19 protein-coding genes are annotated in these 20,790 nt (G+C 51.8%); all 19 read left to right on the top strand.

Annotated features, from left to right (window positions below; translation table 11 throughout):
• Positions 1–28 precede the first annotated feature (28 nt).
• Positions 29–430: a cell division protein FtsL gene (gene ftsL / locus EKM83_RS10145; RefSeq protein WP_125577073.1), complete on the top strand. Its 402-nt coding sequence runs from the start codon at positions 29–31 to the stop codon at positions 428–430.
• Entirely contained in the window at positions 430–2,589 is a 2,160-nt protein-coding gene (locus tag EKM83_RS10140; protein WP_125577071.1) for a penicillin-binding transpeptidase domain-containing protein, read from the top strand. Before ftsL ends, EKM83_RS10140 begins: the two co-directional genes overlap by 1 nt.
• Positions 2,590–2,610: 21 nt before the next feature.
• Complete coding sequence (mraY, locus tag EKM83_RS10135) at positions 2,611–3,582, top strand: phospho-N-acetylmuramoyl-pentapeptide-transferase (RefSeq protein WP_164505646.1); 972 nt, start codon at positions 2,611–2,613, stop codon at positions 3,580–3,582.
• Between the two features lie 349 nt (positions 3,583–3,931).
• The gene (gene murD / locus EKM83_RS10130) at positions 3,932–5,311 is read left to right on the top strand and encodes a UDP-N-acetylmuramoyl-L-alanine--D-glutamate ligase (RefSeq protein WP_125577069.1); all 1,380 of its coding nucleotides are present in this window, start codon (positions 3,932–3,934) and stop codon (positions 5,309–5,311) included.
• Positions 5,311–6,408 (top strand): undecaprenyldiphospho-muramoylpentapeptide beta-N-acetylglucosaminyltransferase, encoded by a 1,098-nt coding sequence (gene murG / locus EKM83_RS10125; RefSeq protein WP_125577067.1) that lies wholly within the window; start codon positions 5,311–5,313, stop codon positions 6,406–6,408. The genes murD and murG overlap by 1 nt, the downstream gene beginning before the upstream one ends.
• Before the next feature lie 46 nt (positions 6,409–6,454).
• The gene (locus EKM83_RS10120) at positions 6,455–7,315 is read left to right on the top strand and encodes a cell division protein FtsQ/DivIB (RefSeq protein WP_125577065.1); all 861 of its coding nucleotides are present in this window, start codon (positions 6,455–6,457) and stop codon (positions 7,313–7,315) included.
• Positions 7,316–7,457: 142 nt separating this feature from the next.
• Positions 7,458–8,786 (top strand): cell division protein FtsA, encoded by a 1,329-nt coding sequence (gene ftsA, locus EKM83_RS10115; RefSeq protein ID WP_125577063.1) that lies wholly within the window; start codon positions 7,458–7,460, stop codon positions 8,784–8,786.
• A gap of 22 nt (positions 8,787–8,808) precedes the next feature.
• Positions 8,809–10,077, top strand: a complete 1,269-nt coding sequence (gene ftsZ / locus EKM83_RS10110; RefSeq protein ID WP_125577061.1) for a cell division protein FtsZ — start codon at positions 8,809–8,811, stop codon at positions 10,075–10,077.
• 42 nt (positions 10,078–10,119) lie between these two features.
• Positions 10,120–10,557, top strand: a complete 438-nt coding sequence (locus EKM83_RS10105; RefSeq protein ID WP_125577059.1) for a cell division protein SepF — start codon at positions 10,120–10,122, stop codon at positions 10,555–10,557.
• A gap of 12 nt (positions 10,558–10,569) precedes the next feature.
• A complete protein-coding gene (locus EKM83_RS10100) occupies positions 10,570–10,851 on the top strand; it encodes a YggT family protein (protein ID WP_125577056.1) in 282 nt (93 codons plus the stop codon).
• A 19-nt stretch (positions 10,852–10,870) separates the two neighbouring features.
• Entirely contained in the window at positions 10,871–11,650 is a 780-nt protein-coding gene (locus EKM83_RS10095) for a YlmH family RNA-binding protein (protein WP_125577054.1), read from the top strand.
• A 19-nt stretch (positions 11,651–11,669) separates the two neighbouring features.
• Complete coding sequence (locus EKM83_RS10090) at positions 11,670–12,380, top strand: DivIVA domain-containing protein (protein WP_125577052.1); 711 nt, start codon at positions 11,670–11,672, stop codon at positions 12,378–12,380.
• A gap of 620 nt (positions 12,381–13,000) precedes the next feature.
• Positions 13,001–15,814 carry an isoleucine--tRNA ligase gene (gene ileS / locus EKM83_RS10085; protein ID WP_125577050.1) on the top strand — a complete coding sequence of 938 codons (2,814 nt, stop codon included), beginning with the start codon at positions 13,001–13,003 and terminating at the stop codon, positions 15,812–15,814.
• Positions 15,815–16,542: 728 nt separating this feature from the next.
• On the top strand, positions 16,543–16,767 hold the full coding sequence (locus EKM83_RS10080) for a cold-shock protein (RefSeq protein ID WP_125577048.1): 225 nt from the start codon (positions 16,543–16,545) through the stop codon (positions 16,765–16,767).
• Between the two features lie 2 nt (positions 16,768–16,769).
• Positions 16,770–17,312: an NUDIX hydrolase gene (locus EKM83_RS10075; RefSeq protein WP_125577046.1), complete on the top strand. Its 543-nt coding sequence runs from the start codon at positions 16,770–16,772 to the stop codon at positions 17,310–17,312.
• Between the two features lie 9 nt (positions 17,313–17,321).
• Positions 17,322–17,621, top strand: a complete 300-nt coding sequence (locus tag EKM83_RS10070; protein WP_125577044.1) for a hypothetical protein — start codon at positions 17,322–17,324, stop codon at positions 17,619–17,621.
• Positions 17,622–17,743: 122 nt separating this feature from the next.
• Entirely contained in the window at positions 17,744–18,436 is a 693-nt protein-coding gene (locus EKM83_RS10065) for a 5'-methylthioadenosine/adenosylhomocysteine nucleosidase (protein ID WP_125577042.1), read from the top strand.
• A gap of 96 nt (positions 18,437–18,532) precedes the next feature.
• Positions 18,533–19,657 carry a cysteine desulfurase family protein gene (locus EKM83_RS10060; protein WP_382337367.1) on the top strand — a complete coding sequence of 375 codons (1,125 nt, stop codon included), beginning with the start codon at positions 18,533–18,535 and terminating at the stop codon, positions 19,655–19,657.
• 1 nt (position 19,658) lies between these two features.
• Entirely contained in the window at positions 19,659–20,003 is a 345-nt protein-coding gene (locus EKM83_RS10055) for a DUF1831 domain-containing protein (RefSeq protein WP_125577038.1), read from the top strand.
• Positions 20,004–20,790: the final 787 nt, after the last annotated feature.

Here is a 20,790-nt window from a genome sequence, read left to right as displayed (position 1 = left end):
AAATATCGACATAGGAAGATGATTATTTATGGCGCAGAATAATTTAGCTGAAGCGGTTCCCCTAACCCCGGAACCCCAACAACGCCCAAACATAGAACAGCCGCAACGTCAGGCGCAGCCGCAGATTAACCCGCAGCAGCACCCGAACAGTCACAAGTTGCCGGTTTCTAAATTCGAAAAGTGTCTCTTAACCGCGTGCGGCTTAGTCTTGGCCGTGATGATGGTGTGTGTCGTGTCGTCGAAGATCGCGTTGACCAACGCGCAACACAATCTGCAAAGCATCAACAATCAAGTGACCACGGTGCAAAATCACAACACCAGCGCGCAACAACAGATTAATGAGTTGCAGAGTCGCAGCCGACTTGATAAAATTGCTAAAAAGCAAGGCTTGAGTTTAGAAAATGCCAGAATAAGGAATGTAAACAAATAATGAAAGATTCCCACGAGCGTCAAACGATGAATAAGCAACCGAACAGAAACCGCAAGAGTCTTGGCCGGTTTCTGTTTTACGCTATCTGCCTGTTGTTTATTTTTATCGTTTGCCGCTTTTCGTATATCGCCATCGGTAAGAGCGTGCAAAATGTCAATTTGAGCTCACAGGCGCAAAAACTGTATACGGCTAACGAAACGCTGAAGGCCAAGCGGGGCACCATTTACGATGCCAACGGCCAGGCGATTGCGGAAGATACCAGTGTGTACTCCTTGTACGTGGTCTTGGATAAGCGGCAGGTTGGTTTGAACGGCGAGAAGCTTTACGCCACGAACAAGGAAAAGATTGCGACCGTTCTGGCCAAGTACTTGCCCATCAGCCGCAAACAGGCACTCAAAACGTTGAACCCCAGCAAGAAGAATACCTTCCAAGTAGAATTTGGGACGGCGGGGCAAAACATTTCGCTAACGACCAAGCAAAAGATTCAAAAGGCCCATTTAAGTGGGGTCAACTTCATTCAGCAAGAAGCGCGGCTCTACCCGAACGGCATCTTCGCGTCACACCTAGTTGGCTTGGCCGAATCCAAGACCAATAAGGCGGGAGAGACGTCACTGATTGGGACAATGGGGCTGGAACAGGCCTTCAACAAGCAATTGACCGGGACAAACGGGTCGCAAAAGATCAAGAAAGATATGTACGGTTACCAGTTGCCGGGGACCAAGCAGAAATATAAGAAGGCTAAAAACGGCGACAACGTGTACACCACGTTGGATACCCGCCTACAGACGCTACTGGAAACGGAAATGAGCAACGTTCAAGACCAGGTCAAGGCCAATTCCATGAATGCCGTCTTGATGAATGCCAAGACCGGAGCCATTTTAGCAGCCACGCAACGGCCGACCTTCAATGCATCGACCAAGGCGGGGTTGGGTCAGATTTGGCGTAACACGCTGGTCCAAGACGCCTACGAACCGGGTTCGACCATGAAGATCTTCACGCTGGCTTCTTCCATTGACAGTGGAAATTACAACGGCAACGCCACGTATCAATCCGGGCGCTACACGATTGGGACGCAAACGGTGCCTGATTGGAACACGTCTGGTTGGGGGACTATCACCTATGACAAGGGGTTTGCCCTCTCGAGTAACGTGGCTATGGCGCATTTGGAACAGCAGATGGGGTCCAAGACCTGGAAGAAATACATTGATCGGTTCCATTTCTTGAAGAGCACCCATTCGGGGTTGCCAGGCGAACTGACCGGTAGCATTGCCTTCAAGCGTCCGATTGAACAGGCCGATACCTCCTTTGGTCAAGGGATTCAAGTCACCTTTTTCCAAATGCTCCAGGCATTGACCGCCGTCAGCAATAACGGGAAAATGATGAAACCTTACGTGATTAGTAAGGTCGTTAACCCGAACACCAATAAGACCGTTGCCAAGTACGATCCGAAGACCGTCGGCAACCCCATTTCCGCCAAAACGGCTAAAGCGGTTCGCAAACACATGGAAGATGTCGTCTATAAGAGTTATGGTATTGGGGGCGACTATAAAATGAGTGGCGAGCGCGTGGCCGTGAAGACGGGGACCGCCCAAGTCAGCAACGGGAGCGGCTATTTATCCGGCGACGACAGCTATCTGTACTCTGTGGCGGCCATGGTCCCGGCCAGCAATCCGAAGTACGTGATGTACATCACTATGAAGCAACCCCATCTGGGCAGTAAGACCGCCACGCAACTGTTGGCATCGATCATGAAACCCGTGATGGCCCGTGCATTACAAGAGGATGCTGAGACCAAGAATACCACGGATGCCAAGATGCCAGCAGTGACTGGCAAGTCCGTCACTAAGGCCACGAGCGCACTGACCAAGGCCGGTGCGACCGTGACGACCTTAGGCTCTGGCAGTAAGGTCTTGAGTCAGTCTGTGAAGACGGGGACGACCCTGTACAAGGGCCAACGCGTCTTCTTAAAAACCGGCGGCACGGTCGCTTTACCAAGTTTAACCGGCTGGTCTAAGGGCGATGTGGTAAAATTAGCACAGTTAGAAGGTTTGAAACTGACGGTATCCGGCGACGGGTACGTCACCAAGCAAAGCGTCAAGGCGGGCACCACTGTCGGTTCTGGCGCTGGGCTAACGGTCACTTTGAAACAAAATAAATGAGAATGAGGATTGAGAAAGACAATGATGAATGTACTGTTGCCACTGTTGGGTGGATTTATAATTACGGCGGCCTTTATGCCGTCACTGATCCGGTATTTCCGGGCACGGCACGAAGGGCAAATGATTCGTGAAGAAGGGCCCACGTGGCACGAAAAGAAATCGGGAACTCCGACCATGGGGGGCCTGTTATTCATTATTGCAATCGTGATCATGACGTTGGTCACGAGCTGGGCACTGGCCCCACACCACGTTCTGTCAACGACTTGGATCTTGCTCTTTATCCTGGTCTTATACGGTGCGTTGGGGATGTGGGACGATAGCATCAAGCTGTTCCACCGGCAAAATGAAGGGTTGAAGGCTTGGCAAAAATTGCTGGGCCAAATCGTGGGCGCGCTGATCCTCTTTTGGGTCTACACCCACGAACAACTGCCCATGGAATTACACATTCCGGGGCTCGGTAACTGGCACATGGGTGGCTGGTATGCCGTCTTCGCAATTATTTGGTTAGTTGGGTTCAGTAATGCCGTGAACCTCTCCGATGGCTTAGACGGCCTGGTAAGTGGGTTAGCCAGCATCTCATTTGCGGCTTACGGTATCGTCGCCTGGCAACAACACCAAATGAATATTGCTTTATTCTGTTTTGCCGTAGTCGGCAGTCTCCTCGGTTTTCTCATTTTTAATCACAAACCAGCTAAAATCTTCATGGGTGACACCGGCTCGTTAGCCTTAGGTGGCGCCTTGGCCGCAGTTTCAATTCTGTTGCATCACGAATTGTCACTGCTGTGGATTGGTTTAGTCTTTGTGATTGAGACGGCGAGTGTTATTTTGCAAGTTGCCTCATTCAAGCTAACGGGTAAGCGAATCTTTCTGATGAGTCCGATTCACCACCACTTCGAAATGAAGGGTTGGAGTGAATGGAAGATTGATTTCACTTTCTGGGGTATTGGCTTGGTTACCGCGTTGACCGGTGTGTGGGCCATCTTGGCAAAATAACTGCTGACGACTAATGGGCTAACTGGCTCATTAGCGCTGGTTAGCCCATTTTTTGTCTGCAGCTACCTGCTATGAGGATACCTTCAGCAAAGGGCAGACTTCTGGTTCGAATCAAAACCTGGCAAAAACGCAAGTGCCCTACCCAGTTAGGGTGGTGGCGACAGGTTTAGGCAGTTAGTTAGGTTTTGTCTAGTTGCTGAAGCATTGGTTTCGGTTATGCTGAACGTAGTTGCAGACATGACTTGGCTGATTACTGCCGGCAAAACATCAAGTGGCTAGCAGTGAAAGCAATGAATGTTAAAAAACTAAAAAACGATTAATCAAAGAGAATGGAGAGCGAGCGGTTATTATGAAACAAATCACGACGTATCAAGGCAAAAAAGTGCTGGTCTTGGGATTGGCGAAAAGTGGGGTCAATGCAGCGCATTTATTAAAGCGTTTAGGCGCACAGGTAACCGTCAGTGATGTTAAACCGTTGGCTGAAAATCCTGATGCTCAAGCCTTGAAGGATGCTGGCTTCACCGTCATTACGGGCGAACAAACGGCTGACTTATTGGATCCGGGCTATGACTATATCGTCAAGAACCCTGGTATCTTTTACGATGTGCCCGTGGTTCAGCGTGCATTGGCCGAAAAGATTCCAGTCATTGGTGAAATGGAGTTGGTTGGCGAAGTTGCCGATGCCGAATTGATCGCCGTCACGGGAAGCAACGGGAAGACCACGACGACCACGATGATTCAAAAGATGGTCGACCATGACCGGCAAGCGGGGAAGGCCGTTTATGCCGGTAACATTGGGATTCCGGCCAGCAAGGTGGTCCAAGAGGTCACCCCAGATGACACCTTAGTGCTGGAAGTTTCCAGCTTCATGCTGGCCGAGACGACCGAATTTCATCCCCACATCGCCGTACTGACCAACATCTTCTCTAACCATCTGGACTATCACAAGACACGGGCCAATTACGTGGCGGCTAAGATGAAGATCACGGCCAACCAAACGGCCGACGACTACTTCGTGGTGAACTTCGATAACCAAGAATGGCGGGACTTGAGCCAAAACACCAAGGCCCAAGTGGTCCCATTCTCACGGCAAGACCAATCCGAAGATGGCGCCTACGAAAAGGATGGCACCTTGTACTTCAAGCAAGAAGCCATCATGCCGGCTAGCGAGGTCAAGGTCCCTGGGGACCACAACGTTGAAAATGCGTTGGCAGCGATTGCTGTCGCTAAGATCAAAGGCGTCAGCACAGCGGCCATCGTGGCGGTCCTCAGAACCTTTGGCGGTGTGCGGCACCGGACCCAATTTGTCCTCGAGGCAGAAGGGCGCCAGTACTACAACGATTCCAAGGCGACCGACATGGAAGCAACGGAAATGGCATTGAAGGGCTTCAAGGCGCCAGTCGTCTTATTGGCTGGCGGCTTGGACCGGGGCTACACCTTTGAAAAAATGATTCCGGCCTTCAAGGCCCACGTCAAGGCTATCATTTTGTTTGGCCAGACCGCCAAGTTACTGGAAGATACAGCCAAACAAGCGGGAATCCAGACGATCAAGTTGACCGATAACGTGGAAACGGCCGTGCCGTTGGCTTACGAATTGAGTGACCCAGGGGACATCGTGCTCTTATCACCAGCCAATGCCAGTTGGGATCAATACCCGAACTTTGAGGTTCGTGGTGACCGGTTTATCAAGGCTGTTGAACAGCTGACCGGGAAACAGGAGGAAAAATAATGCGATTAATGGTATCGGGGGGCGGTACCGGGGGCCACATCTACCCGGCACTCGCGCTCATCAAGGCGTTGAAGAAGCGGGAACCAGATTCCGCCGTCATGTACGTGGGGTCCGAACGGGGGCTGGAAAGCAGCATCGTGCCTGCCAAGGGCATCCCGTTTCAATCGACGCGCATTCAAGGCTTTAAGCGTTCATTATCACTAGAAAATTTTAAAACCGTCTATCTCTTTTTGAAGAGTGTCCATGCGGCCAAGAAAATGATTCGGCAATTCAAGCCGGACGTGGTCGTGGGAACGGGGGGCTACGTATCCGGTGCCGTGGTGTATGCCGCCGCCCGGTTGCATGTGCCCACGTTGATTCATGAACAAAACAGTGTGGTCGGGATCACGAATCGGTTCTTGAGCCGGTACGTGGACCGCATTGCCTACGTTTTTGACGCAGCGTTGGATCAGCTGCCCGCTACCAAGATGGTCAAGACGGGGAATCCGCGGGCGCAAGAAGCTGCGGAAATCGTCAGTCATTTTAGCTGGACCGAATATGGTCTCAAGGATGATGTGCCGACGTTACTGATCTTCGGGGGGTCGCAAGGTGCCTTGAAGATCAACGCCGCCACGGTGGCCGCGATTCCCGAATTCAACCAGCGCAAATACCAAGTGGTCTTCGTTACGGGGCAGAAGCGTTACGATGGCGTCATGGCGGAGCTCAAAGACGTGACGGTCGCCGATAACGTGGTGATCAAGCCTTACATCAGCAATATGCCAGAGGTCTTGCCCAAGGTCGCCGCAATCGTCGGTCGGGCCGGTGCAACGAGTCTGGCGGAAATCACCGCCGATGGGATTCCTTCAATCTTGATCCCGAGTCCTTACGTCACAGCCAATCATCAGATGAAAAACGCCCAGTCACTGGCAACGGTTGGCGCGGCGGAAATTATCACCGAAGAAAATCTGAGTGGCACGACCCTATTGCGTAAGGCCGACCAACTGATGAAAGACGACGCCTTGCGTCAAGACATGGCAGCGGCTTCTAAGCAGTTGGGGGTTCCCGACGCCGCTGATCGCGTCCTTGACGTGGTCGAATCCTTAAAACAGACAAAGTAGTCTTTGCCAAAACCCGAAAAAATCAGTGGATGGGAGGTGGGCGGCTGTGAAGTTTCGCTTGAACCGTAATGAATCAAAGCAACAGCAGCATCCTTTGACCCCCTGGGAAGCCTATCAGGAACAGGCCGAAGAAAAGCGTAAACAAGCCAAGACGCCCAAGTGGATCCACAAGGCCAAACGAATCGGCGACAAGTTACCGCGGTTGAAGCACCAGCGCAACCGGAAATTGATCCGGCGGTTGACCATCCTGTTGACGACCTTCACCGTGGTCATCTTGGCCATGGTCTACCTGGTGTCGCCACTGAGCCATTTTCCCGCGGTCCAAGTCACCGGCACGTCGGCGTTGTCGGCCAAACAGGTCCAGCGCGCGGCCCACATCCATGCGGGCGATTCCGTGTTTAAGGTGTTGGGCCACGAACAACGGCTGGCGCAACAGGCTCGCAAGCGCAACACGCGGCTCAAGGCGGTCCGCATCACCTTGCAGCGGCCGAATCGGGTAACCATCCACGTCAAGGAATTTGCGACGGCTGGTTACGTGATGAAACAAAACCGCTACTATGAAGTCTTGGAAAACGGCGTGGTGAGCCAACAATCGGTGACCCAACCTCAGAGTGGGACGCCGGTTTACGGCCATTTTAAACAAGCCAAAACCTTACACCGCATGATTTTGCAGTATGCGCAATTGAACGGCGACATCAAGCGCAGTATCAGTGAGATTCAGGACGCACCGACCAAGGATAATCCTGACCGGGTCCATTTATTCATGAACGATGGTAACGAGGTTTACGCAAGTGTTTCGAGTTTTGCTAAGAAAATGCCTTATTACCCGGGGATTGCGGCCAAGATGAAGCAAAAGGGCGTTGTTAATTTGGAAGTGGGCGCTTACTCGTATGCCTTTAAGAAATGATTTCATTTTGATTGCAGCGAATAAAAAGCGTCGTAAAGGCTTTTTTAACCCCTAGCAAATGTGGTAAACTGTAAAATAATTAGGGAAAAAGCGAATTCATGCAGTGTTATTAGATTGATTAACTTAGGAGGTTCCTTTTTCTATGGATAATTCAGGGATGTACGTTGGTCTCGATATAGGAACCACCTCAATAAAAGTCATTGTTGCTGAGAATGTTAAAGGGCAGATGAACGTTATTGGCGTGGGAAACGAACGTTCGAACGGTGTCAGCCGCGGGGTAATCGTGGATATTGACAAAGCCGCTGAAGCAATTCAACGGGCCGTCCGGCAAGCCGAAGAGAAGGCCAGCATCGAAATTCACGATGTGATTGTGGGAATTCCCGCAAATATGTTAAAAATTGAACCTTGCAGTGGCATGATTGCCATTGATGACCAGTCCCGCGAAATCACCGGACGCGACGTACGGAACGTGGCGACGGCAGCGTTGATCCAAAGCCTACCGCCGGAACGCGAAGTCGTTGATATTCTGTCCGATGAATTCGTGGTCGACGGGTTTGACGGTATCAAGGATCCCCGGGGCATGGTCGGTGTTCGACTAGAGCTACACGGGACCCTGTTTACCGGCCCCAAGACTATCATGCACAACACCCGCAAAGCCGTGGAACAAGCCGGCTTGAAGCTACGGGGCACAGTCATCAACCCGATGGCTCAAGGCATGATGGTGATGAATGATGGCGAACAAGACTTCGGGACCATCCTGATCGACTTGGGCGGTGGCCAATCCACTGCCGCTGTCATCCATGATCACCAGTTAAAATACATTGATGTCGATCAAGAGGGCGGTCAGTTTATCACCAAGGATATTTCCGTGGTCTTAAACACGTCACTGGACAGTGCGGAGAAGCTCAAGCGCGACTACGGTTACGCTGACTCGACGCAGGCCAGTGATGAAGATGAGTTCCCAGTTGACGTGGTTGGGCAAAGCCAGCCGACGCCAGTGTCTGAAAAATACTTAGCGGAGATCATTGAGGCCCGTTTGGACCAGATCTTCAAACACCTCCGTGGAAACCTGGATAAGGTGCAAGCCTTAGATCTCCCCGGTGGTATCGTCTTAACTGGTGGGGTTGCCGCCTTACCAGGCATCACCGATTTGGCGACCGACGAATTTAACACTAACGTTCGGGTTTACGTGCCAGATCAAATGGGGTTACGCCATCCGTCCTTTACGTTGGCGCTGGCCTTAGTGAAATACTTTGGGGGGCTGAGTGAGATCGACCTGCTCATCAAGAGTGCCTTGACGGGCTCCACCCAACTAGCCGATGAAACCGATGAGATTCGCCAACGTGAACAGGCCGCTGAGACCCAGCAAGCCGCACCAACGCAATCAAATCAGGGTAAGCAACCGAAACCAAAAAAGAAGAAAAATCGGACTGAAGGCATCAAGAAGTTCTTCAGCGACTTCTTCGACTAACGCGAGATGGAGGAATACACAAATGGAATACTCACTAGATTCTGCTCAAAATAACGGCGCCATCATTAAGGTGATTGGCGTCGGCGGCGGGGGTAACAACGCCGTTAACCGGATGATTGCTGAAGACGTCAAGGGTGTCGAATTTATCGTGGCCAACACGGATGTGCAAGCCCTCGAAGCCTCAAAGGCTGAAACCAAGATTCAACTCGGGCCGAAGCTGACTAAGGGCCTCGGTGCTGGTGCCAACCCCGAAGTTGGGGCCAAAGCCGCTGAAGAAAGTGAAGAACAAATCACGGAAGCCTTACAAGGGGCCGACATGGTCTTCGTCACTGCCGGCATGGGCGGTGGTACCGGGAACGGGGCTGCCCCAATCGTCGCAAAGATCGCCAAAGAAGGCGGTGCTTTGACGGTGGGTGTTGTCACCCGGCCATTTAGTTTTGAAGGCCCACGGCGGGGTCGTTTCGCCGCTGAAGGGGTCGCTGCGATGAAGGAAAACGTCGATACGTTGATCGTCATTGCCAACAACCGTTTGTTAGAAATCGTCGACAAGAAGACGCCAATGATGGAAGCCTTCCAAGAAGCCGACAACGTGTTACGTCAAGGGGTTCAAGGAATCTCTGACTTGATCACGAGTCCTGGTTACGTCAACTTGGACTTTGCCGACGTGAAGACGGTCATGAAGGATCAAGGGGCCGCCTTAATGGGAATCGGCTCTGCCAACGGCGAAAACCGCACGGAAGACGCTACCAAGAAGGCCATTTCCTCACCATTGTTGGAAGTGTCAATCGATGGTGCCGAACAAGTGCTGTTGAACATCACCGGTGGGCCAGACCTGTCCTTGTTTGAAGCCCAAGCTGCTTCACAAATCGTCTCCGATGCCGCTACTAGCGACGTCAACATCATCTTCGGGACGTCGATCGACGAAGACCTGGGTGATGAAGTTCGGGTCACGGTTATCGCTACTGGGATCGATAAGAAGAAAGAAGAACGGGAAGCTGCCCAGCACAGTCGTGTCGCACGGCGGGCGGACAACCAAACGAACAATCGTCCAACGGATAGCCGCAACGATGCTCCAACGCAAGAAAACACCAAGGATCCATTCGGCAACTGGGACATTCGCGAACCGGCGCACCGGCCCGAACCGAAGAGCACTAACAATGCCAGCAATGAATTTGCCGGGGTTGACAAGCCAGATTTCAACATCTTCAACCCAAGTGATCACGACACCTCTGCGGGAGACGATAATCAGGGTGAAGATACGCCTCCATTCTTCAAGCGGCGGCGCAAATAGTAGCAGTTCAGATAGAATTCGTGTTGAGAGGAGTGGCGTACCATGGCGGAGAAGTTTAGTCTAAGCAAATTTTTCGGAATGAACGACGAGTATGACGAAGACTATGAGGACGAGCCGAAGGCAACCCCCACAGCCCAGTCAACGCCAACTACCCCAAATCGGCCAGTCGATAGTCGAAAGGTGGTTGCCATGCGATCTGCAAAGCCAAGTACCAGTCATATCGCGATCTGCGAACCGCGAATCTATTCGGATGCCAAGTCGATTGCGAAACAAATTACCGGTGGGGATGCCGTTATCGTGAATTTCGCCCGGGTGGATGAAGCCCAGGCCCAACGTATCGTGGATTTCTTAAATGGAACCGCGTTTGCCGTGGGTGGCGAAATCAAACGTATCGGCGAGCAGATTTTTCTCTGCACGCCCCACAATTTTGAGGTCAGTGGCGATGTTGCCGCTAACCTAGGGACTCAAGTCACACAATAAAGGAGCTTCACAGTGATACAATTCATACTTTTGCTATTTAAAGTCCTGAACTGGGCCGTGAGTGCTTACATCCTACTGATCGTGGTGTACGCGTTGCTCAGTTGGCTCCCTGGTGGCTACCAGTCTAAATTTGGTCAAATCATTGGGCGCTTAGTCGAACCGTTCCTCCACTACTTTGATTTCGTTTCGGTGGGACCGCTTGGCTTTGGACCAGTGGTGGCCATTATCGTACTCACGTTGGTCCAATACGGACTATCAGCGTTAGAGCAAATGATTTTTGGCCTAATTTTGTAAGAAAGAGGAGGGGAAGGAATTGGATGAGAATGTCCTACAACATTTTCGGCCGGATGAAGCGCCGCTGATCGACGCGATTGGCGGTTGGATCCAACAAGTTCAAGACGAATATCGTCCCGTTCTCACTCATTTCTTGAACCCCCGGCAAGTGTACATCGCGACGACCTTAGCGCAACGGGCGGACCAGCACGTGCGCTTTAGCGGTGGTCACGAACACGCTGAAATGCAGCGGGCGTTATTTTATCCGGATTACTACGAACCGACGCCGCAGGACTTTGAACTGACGGTGCTCAAGGTCGATTATCCCGTAAAATTCGCGACGCTTCATCACAGTCAAATTCTAGGAACCTTGTTGGGTGCCGGTATTGAGCGAGAAATTCTTGGAGATATTCTGACCGATGGCACGAATTGGCAAGTCATTACCGAGTCAGGAATGGCGGACTATTTGGTCGGGCAAGTGGACCACATCGGCCGCGTCAAATCCCGGTTACAACCGGATACTTGGGATGATTTATTGGTTCCCATGAATGAGTGGGAGACGGAAGGGGCCACCCTGTCGTCACTGCGGTTAGACAATATCGTGGGGACTGGGTTTCATTTATCCCGCCACCGGGCCAAGGAATTGATCGAAGGTGGCAAGGTTCGATTGAACTGGGCGGAAACGCTGAAGCCAGATTTCGAGTTAGACGTCGCGGACATCGTCTCCGTTCGGGGATTTGGCCGAATTCGGCTGGATGAAGTTGGCGGCCGAACCAAGAAAGAAAAGATTCGGGTCACCCTAGCGGTACTGCAGAAATAGATGTGGAGGGAACAGAGCAATGGTTTTAAGTCCATTAGACATTCATAATAAAGAGTTCGGCACCAAGATGCGCGGTTACAACGTTGATGAGGTCAATGATTTCTTAGATCAAGTGATCAAGGATTACCAAATCACGTTGAACCACAACAAAGAGTTAGAGGAACAACTGGATGCGGCTAACGAAAAGCTCAAGTACTTCAACGACTTGAAGGATTCCTTGAACCAATCCATCTTAGTTGCGCAAGAGGCCGCCGATAAGGTTAAGGCCAACTCCCAAAAGGAATCGGAAATTATCATTCGCGAAGCCCAGAAGCAAAGTTCTGACATCGTTTCTGAAGCCACGAACAAGGGTAACCAGATCATGAACGAGGCATCCAAGCGGGCAAAGAAGCTGGCCGTGGAGACCGACGACTTGAAGAAGAGCACGCGGGTCTTCCGCCAACGCTTACAAGTCATGCTGGAAAGCCAATTGGAAGTGGTCAAGTCCAACGACTGGGACAGCCTGTTGAAGGAAGGGTCCATGTCCAGCTACGAAGAAATCAAGAAGGTCGTCGGCGACCGGCTTGACAACGAAGGGGCACAGGGCGTAAACTCAGAAGCATCCCAACCGGTAGCGGATCAAGCACCGGTGACGGAAGCCCCTGTCACGGACAGTGGGGATGACAATGGGGAAACCGTTGTGATTTTCCCTGACAATGACCAACCACAATTTGATAAAGACAAACAATAGGCACTGAGAAAGACGCCCAACGAAAAGATGGTTCTAGCGAGTTAGCGACGGTGGAAGGCTAACACCCACTCTTTTTGGTTGGTATCACTTTTAAAAGCCCTGTGGCTGAACCAATAGTAAGCTACAGCGTGAACGGCACGTTACGTCGTTTGAGGGTGAGTCTCGCTTAGGCGGGGCGCACTAAATTTGGGTGGTACCACGAAAACGACTTCGTCCCTAGCGACGAGGCCGTTTTTTTGTTTGTGCTCTGCTGGCCGCTGCCCGCGACGCCAAATATGGGTTAGAACGCTGTGGGCGGATTGAGCCAAAGGGTGGCACCAGCTGTGTCGACAGTGTTGGCTGAGGTTCTTTCTCAGCCTACAGCGTGGGACGACTTGAGAGACTCGTGAATTTTGCGAGGCTTTCAAGCGAACCGGAAGCCCGCTTTTTGGCTCCCCATAGCAGGCGGAACCCCTGGCAGCCGCAGGCAACTGGTTTGGGCAATCGAATTGGGCGCTGCGGTAGGCGTCATTTAACGACATGTAAACAAAGCGGTCGGTTGACCGGTGAGCTGAGGCCGGATGGCTTGAGCTCACCGGTTCACCAACCGAGGAACAAAAATTTTAAGGAGGAAACACGGTATGCGAGTGAAAGACACGCTTAACCTGGGTAAGACCAAGTTTAAAATGCGCGGAAATTTACCAGTCAAAGAAGTTGACCGGCAAAAGATCTGGGCTGAAAACAAGATTTACGAAGCCCGGCAAAAATTAAATGAAGGGAAGCCCACCTTTATTCTCCATGATGGGCCGCCATACGCCAATGGTCCGATTCACATGGGCCATGCTATGAACAAGATTTCCAAGGATATCATCGTTCGTTTCAAATCAATGAGCGGCTACCGGGCACCTTACGTTCCTGGTTGGGATACCCACGGATTACCAATCGAACAACAACTGACCAAGGCCGGCTACGACCGCAAGAAGATGTCCACGGCTGAATTCCGTGACCTGTGTCGTGACTACGCCTTGAAGCAAGTGAACTTGCAACGTGATGGGTTCAAACGCCTAGGTGTTGCGGCTGACTGGGACCGGCCTTACTTGACCTTGAAGCCTGAATTTGAAGCCGCTGAAGTGCGGGTCTTTGGTGAATTTGCCAAGCGCGGTTTGATCTATAAAGGTAAGCGGCCGGTTTACTGGTCATGGTCTTCCGAATCAGCTATGGCTGAAGCCGAAGTTGAATACCATGATGTGACCTCACCATCCGCGTTTTACGGCGAAAAGGTCGTTGACGGCAAGGGGGTCTTAGACGACGATACGTACCTGGTTGTCTGGACTACGACGCCATGGACGATTCCGGGTTCTGAAGGGATCACCATCGATGCGGGGATCGAATATGCCGTTGTGCAACCCGCTGGCGAGGACCGGAAATTCGTGCTGGCCAGTGATTTAGTCGCTGAAAATGCGGAACGTTTCGGTTGGCAAGACGTTAAGGTCTTGAAGACCGTGATGGGCCAAGAGATGGATAACATCATTGCCCAACACCCATTCATCGCCGACCGGAAACTGGTCGTGATGTTAGGGGACTTCGTTACGACTGACTCCGGGACTGGTTTGGTTCATACCGCACCAGGTTTAGGGGAAGATGACTTTAACGTGGGTAAGCTTTACAACTTGCCAGTCTTAGTACCCGTGAATGATCAAGGGTACATGACCGCTGAAGCCGGCGAAGACTTTGACGGTGTGTTCTATGAAGATGCTAACCAGATTGCTTTGGATAAATTAAAAGCAGTCAACGCTTTACTGAAGTACATGCCATACGAACACAGCTACCCATTCGATTGGCGGACGAAGAAGCCCGTCATCTTCCGGGCAACGCCACAGTGGTTCGCTTCTGTCGACAAGATTCGTGATGAAATCTTAGCCAGCTTAAAGGACGTGAAATTCCAACCAGATTGGGGTAAGCGTCGTTTGGAAAACATGATCAAGGACCGTGGCGACTGGGTTATTTCCCGGCAACGGGTCTGGGGTGTGCCGCTACCAATCTTCTATGGTGAAGATGGAGAAGCTATCATCACGCCAGAAACGGTCAACCACGTGGCTGATCTCTTTGGCAAGTACGGCTCCAACATTTGGTTCAAACGCGAAGCCAAGGACCTCTTACCAGAAGGCTTCACCAGTGAACACTCACCAAATGGCGAATTCACGAAGGAAAACGACATCATGGATGTTTGGTTTGATTCCGGTTCGTCTCACCAAGGTGTTCTGGCGGAACGCGACTACCTGGACTTCCCGGCCGACCTTTACTTGGAAGGTTCTGACCAATACCGTGGCTGGTTCAACTCGAGTTTAATCACGAGTGTTGCCGCTACTGGGAAGGCTCCGTACAAGCAGGTCGTTTCGCAAGGGTTTACGCTGGATAAGGACGGTCACAAGATGTCCAAGTCCATCGGGAACACGATTGCGCCTGATGAAATCATCAAGAAGATGGGGGCCGACATCGTTCGCCTCTGGGTCACTTCTGTGGATACTTCAGCCGACGTGCGGGTCTCAACAGAATCCTTCGTGAAGATTTCTGACAGCTACAAGAAGCTGCGGAACACGATGCGTTACCTGTTGGCTAACACCAGTGACTTTGATCCCAAGACGGATGCTGTGGCCACTGACCAGTTGACGGCCGTTGACCGGCACATGCTGTACAAGCTAAACGCCTTTACCAAGAGCGTGGAAGACCATTACAACCACTTTGACTTCCTGAACATCTACAAGGAATTGATCAATTTTGTCGTTAGTGACCTGTCCGCCTTCTACCTGGACTTTGCCAAAGATATCTTGTATATCGAAGCTGAAGACAGTCCAGCTCGGCGCTCCATGCAAACGGTCTTCTACCAAATTGCCGTCAACTTGACCAAGTTGATCACGCCAATCCTGCCACACACGGCCGAAGAAATCTGGGGCTTCTTGAAAGAACCAGAAGACTTCGTACAATTAGCTGAAATGCCAGCTGTGCTGGATATGACTGATGCCAATGAAGTAGAAGATGATGACCACAAGTCTGCCTGGGATCATTTCATGAACCTGCGGAGCCACGTCTTGAAGGCGTTGGAAGAAGCTCGGGACGCGAAATTGATTGGGAAGGCTGCCGAAGCGCATCTTGATCTGTACGTCGATGACGACACGCAAGCCTTATTAGACAAGCTCAACGTCAACGTTCAACAGATTCTCTTGGTTTCTGGTTTGGACATCGCCAAGTTGGCAGATGCCCCAGCTGACGCGTTGACCTTCGACCACGTGGCCGTTAAGGTAACGCCAGCGGCTGGTGAGGTTTGCGAACGGTGTCGGTTGGTCAAGGAAGATGTCGGTAGTGATTCAGACTACCCACACTTCTGTGCCCGCTGTGCCGCAATCGTTCGGGCCAACTACCCTGAAACGGCAACTGAAGGCTTTGAAGAAAAATAAGCTCTAGCAAAATGTCGACTGCCAGTTATTGGTGGCCGGCATTTTTTGTCAGCAACAGTGTCATGGTTGCCTTGCCGTTGCGCGAAAATTAGTCGGTTACAGCATCTTAGTGAAGACTAGCCGCCTACCGTCCGCCAAATATGGGTTGGAACGCTGGGACGGACGGGTCGAGCCAAAGAACGGTCTCGACGCCTCGCCTTTGAGCCGCAGGTCACGTCTCAAAGACGCCAGTTATCTAAGCGGCATGAACCGCGCCGCTAAGATAACTCCCACGGCTGAACCCATATTTGGCGGACTCTCGGCTACAGATGTGCGTGCCAGTAAAAGTCGACTTAGCTCCAAGTGGCAGCTGATCTAGCTACTGGTCCCTAACACAGTGTTGCTGATAATCACCAGCCTGTCGGAGGCAGCCAGGGGTGGAGCCAGCTGTGACGACGGTGTTGGCTGAGGTCTTGTCTCAGCCTACAGCGTGGGACGACTTTGGAGACTTGCGGACTTTGCGAGGCTTCAAAGCGAGGTGGAAGCCCGCCTCTTGGCTGGAGCCGTTCCCCATAGCAGGCGGAACCCCTGGCAGCCGCAGACATCTGGCGAGACGGGGTACCATTTTCGCGCAACGGCAGGCGGTATTAGGGTGACCATTTTAAAAGGAAATGCTAAGTGGAGGACCATTGTTTGCGGTCGACTGGTCAAGCGAGTATAATTTGGACTATGTATGGGAGGAATCAAGCATGTTAACCGGAAAAGTAAAGAGTTACAGTGAACAACGCGGTTTTGGTTTCATCACCACGCCCGCAGACGGCGACGTGTTCGTGTACTACACGGCCATCGTTGGTGAAGGGTTCAAGAAGCTAGAAGTGGGTCAAACCGTGCAATTTGTGATTGTTCAAGGCATGCGTGGTCTCCAAGCGGCAAAGGTTACCCCTGTTGTGACGGGGAGTAGCGAGGAGGCGTAATAATGGATTTGGAAGAACACGTTGAGTCAACTGAAGAATTGTACGATGGCGTCATTGTTAAGCTGGAACGGCAACAAGTTCGCTTGCCCAATGGCGATACGGCGACTCGTGAAATTGTGCGTCACGCGGGGGCCGTGGGCATTTTAGCCCTGACCGCCGACAACAAGATGATTTTGGAACGGCAATGGCGTGCGCCAATCGCGGCTGCCACGTTGGAAATCCCTGCTGGTAAATTGGACAGCCGGGATGCGGACAACGTGGAACACGCCGTGATGCGTGAGCTCAATGAAGAAATTCGTTACCAACCAGGCAATTTAAAACGAATTACCGGATTTTATTCCAGCGTTGGGTTTTCTGACGAATACATGACGCTCTTTTTGGCAACTGATTTGAAGCCGGTCACCACGGAATTACCGCGAGACCAAGGGGAAAACCTGGAACTCTTGACGGTCACTAAAGATCAGGCGAAGGCCATGATCGACAGCGGCGAGATCAATGACGCCAAGACGATTACGGCCATCTATTACTGGTTATTACAAAAGTAGGTGACAGCGATGCATCCAGATGACGAGCAAGACACTCACCAACCCAAGACCCGCGCGGATTACCGCCGGGAACAGGAACAGGCCGAAAAAGAGTTTCAAGAACGTGACCGCAAGCGCGTTCAAGTCGAAAAAGAATACGCCCGCAACCACGGTGGGGCCACACCAGATGATGACGACAACGTTCACGAACAACGCGTCAGTCCAGCCGACAGTAAGCAACAGCGACTGAAGACCCGCCTGAACTGGGCTATCTTCTGGCTGGTGCTCTTGATTGTGGCGGTGTATTTGATTCTGTTCTTTTTAGACTAAAGCAACGTGGCCGTGACAACCGGTCCGTCCACCGCGTTCCCGCCCATTTTCGCGCAACGGCAGGCGGACAACCATCACAATTAACAATGAAAAGACAAAACGAATAGGAGTGGACACAAGACATGACATTTGGCATTCTCTGCGCCATGGAAGAAGAAATCAAGGAACTGCACGAAGCACTCGACAACGCCCAAACGACCAGTATTCACGGGTTGGAATTTTACCAAGGGACTATCCACAACCAAAGCGTGGTCTTAGTGCGTTCGGGTATTGGTAAGGTTGAAGCCGGCTTAACGACGGCCCTGCTGATCACGCAATTTGACGTGGACATCGTCATTAACTCCGGTTCTGCTGGGGCCTTGGCACCGGACTTGAACATTGGTGACGTGGTGGTTTCCACCGAAACGGCTTACCACGATGCTGACGCCCGGGCCTTTGGCTACGAATACGGTCAATTGCCACAACAACCAGCACGTTTCGAAGCGTCCAAAGAATGGGGCGAAAAAATCGTGGCGGCTGCGGCCAATACGGGCTTGAAGACCAAGCTGGGCCTGATCGTATCCGGTGACCAATTCTTAAACAGTCCCGAGACCATCAAGGACATCATGAGCCACTTCCCAGACGCCTTATCCGGTGAAATGGAAGGGGCCGCCGTGGGCCAAGTTGCCCACCAATTTGACGTACCTTACGTGGTGGTTCGGGCCATGTCCGACAACGCCGACAATGATTCCGGCGTAAACTTTGATGACTTTATTATTGACGCGGGGCACCGCTCTGCACAAATGTTACTGGCCTTGCTAGCCGCACAGAACTAGCGGGTCTTTCAGGAGGTTTTTAGGGTGCAAGAGATTCACATTGATAACAGTAATGCCGTCCGGGAAATCTACCTGGACAACGCGGCCACCACACCGATGGCTCCGGAAGTTTTAAATGAAATGGTCGACAAGATGGCCAACGTGTACGGCAACGCCTCAACGCTATACGGCTTGGGTCGCCAAGCGCACACGGTCATGGAAAATAGTCGTCAGGTCATCGCCAAGAGCATCAACGCGGCTCACGATGAAGAGATCATCTTCACCAGTGGTGGTAGCGAAAGTGATAACACGGCGATTACCCAAACGGCGATTGCTCGGCAAAGCCTGGGTAAGCACATCATTACCACGGCAATCGAACACGAAGCTGTCTTGCGGCCACTTCACGCCTTGGAGGAACAGGGCTTTGACGTGACCTATCTCCCCGTTGACGAACACGGGCGCATCAGTCTGGATGATTTCAAAGCGGCGCTACGGGATGACACCATTCTGGTCACCATCATGATGGGCAACAATGAGGTCGGCAGTCGGATGCCAATTCACGAGATTGGTGAAATCTTAAAGGACCACCAAGCTTGGTTCCACACCGATGCGGTTCAGGCCTACGGGTCACTGGACATCGACGTGCAACGCGACCACATCGACATGCTGTCGACGTCGGCCCACAAGATCAACGGTCCCAAGATGATTGGCTTCTTGTACAAACGTGAAGGGGTCAACTTCCCCAGTTTGATCAAGGGGGGCGACCAAGAAGAAAAGCGACGGGCGGGGACTGAAAACGTGCCAGCCATTGCCGGAATGGCGGTCGCTGCCAAGCTGTTGACGCCCGAAGTTAAGGCAGAAAAGCGGGCCCGGTTCCACGGTTTCAAGGAACAAGTCGTTCAAGGCCTCAAGGCTAACGGCGTTGATTTTGAGATCAATGGCTCATTGACCGGTGACAACTTAGAGCACGTCTTGAATATTTGGATCAAGGGCATTTCGACCTACGTGATGCAAACGAACCTGGATCTGGCGGGCATTGCCGTGTCCGGTGGGTCAGCCTGCACGGCGGGGTCCATCGAACCGTCACACGTTTTGACGGCCATGTTTGGCGAAGACAGTCCGCGGATTGCCGAGTCGATTCGGTTATCCTTTGGGAGCCAAACGACTAGCGCTGATATCGACGCTTTCGTGAAGAACGTGAGTGCCATCGTTCAGCGACTTTCAAAGACAGAGGTGAAGTAACATGTTGTTTGAAAAAGAAATGAAGGTTACGGGGGATACAGATACTTACGTCTTACACCCCAACATTAAGCCTTACGCGTTAAAGGATGTCGGTTTCCAAGTGTCAAATGCCGGCAACTACACGCTGGAACGCTCGGTCGACCCGACGTCACCGTACAACAAGAACCAAATGCTCAAGGTGGTTGTGGCCAAAGACCTCAGCGGCTTCAAGATGTCCACCACCAATGCCTCTGGCAATGCCCGTGTCAACATCTTCAAGGGTTCCCATGCCGAGGGCAACGTGGAACAATACCACTTTATCTTACAAAACTTGATTGACCGTGAAATCTTAAAGAAAAAGGATTAGCGGTTAACTAAAAATTGAGTTTGGGACAAAACCTCCCAAACTCTTTTTGTGCATCAACTTTAAATGGCTGAAACCTGCGCCAAAGGGCAACTGGTTCCGCTTAAAACTGATAACTGAAGGTTGAAAGATGGAAATCAGCTGGAACCATTGTTACCGTGCGACTGATGACGTAAAAATTAGTCGTTTACAGCTTCGTAGCGAGAACTGACCGCCTACCGTCCGCCAACTATGGGTTGGAACGCGGTGGGCGGACCGGACCGAGCCTGGGAAACGGTCTCGGCCTCGCTTTGAGCCGAAGAACACGTCTCAAAGACGCCAGTTGCCTAAGTGGCATGAGAACCATGCCGCTTAGGCAACTCCCACGGCTGAACCCATATTTGGCGGACTCCCGGCTACAAGTGTGTGTGCCAGTAAAAGTCGGCTTAGCCCCAGGTGGCGGCTGATCTAGCGACTAGTCTCTAACACAGTGTTGCTGATAATCATCAATCTGCCGGAGACAGATAGAGATGGAGCCAGCTGTGTCGACGGTGTTGGCTGAGGTTCTTTCTCAGCCTACAGCGTGGGACGACTTGGGAGACTGGCGGGTTGTGCCAGACTTTCAAGCGAACCGGAAGACCGCTTCTCAGGCTGGAGGTGTTCCCCAGAGCAGGCGGAATCTCTGGCTGACGCAGGCTCCTGGTTTCACCAATTTCAGTGGACAGAACACTGTTGTTTCGGGAATTACCGCGTTAGTGATACTTTCAACCTTCAGCTGCTAACCGCCTTTTGTCCCACTCTCTTTACGCCA

The sequence above is a fragment of the Levilactobacillus angrenensis genome (assembly GCF_003946085.1).
GTDB classification, from domain to species: domain Bacteria; phylum Bacillota; class Bacilli; order Lactobacillales; family Lactobacillaceae; genus Levilactobacillus; species Levilactobacillus angrenensis.
Note: the sequence above shows the minus strand (reverse complement) of the source record. Positions and strands in the feature narration are given on the sequence as shown.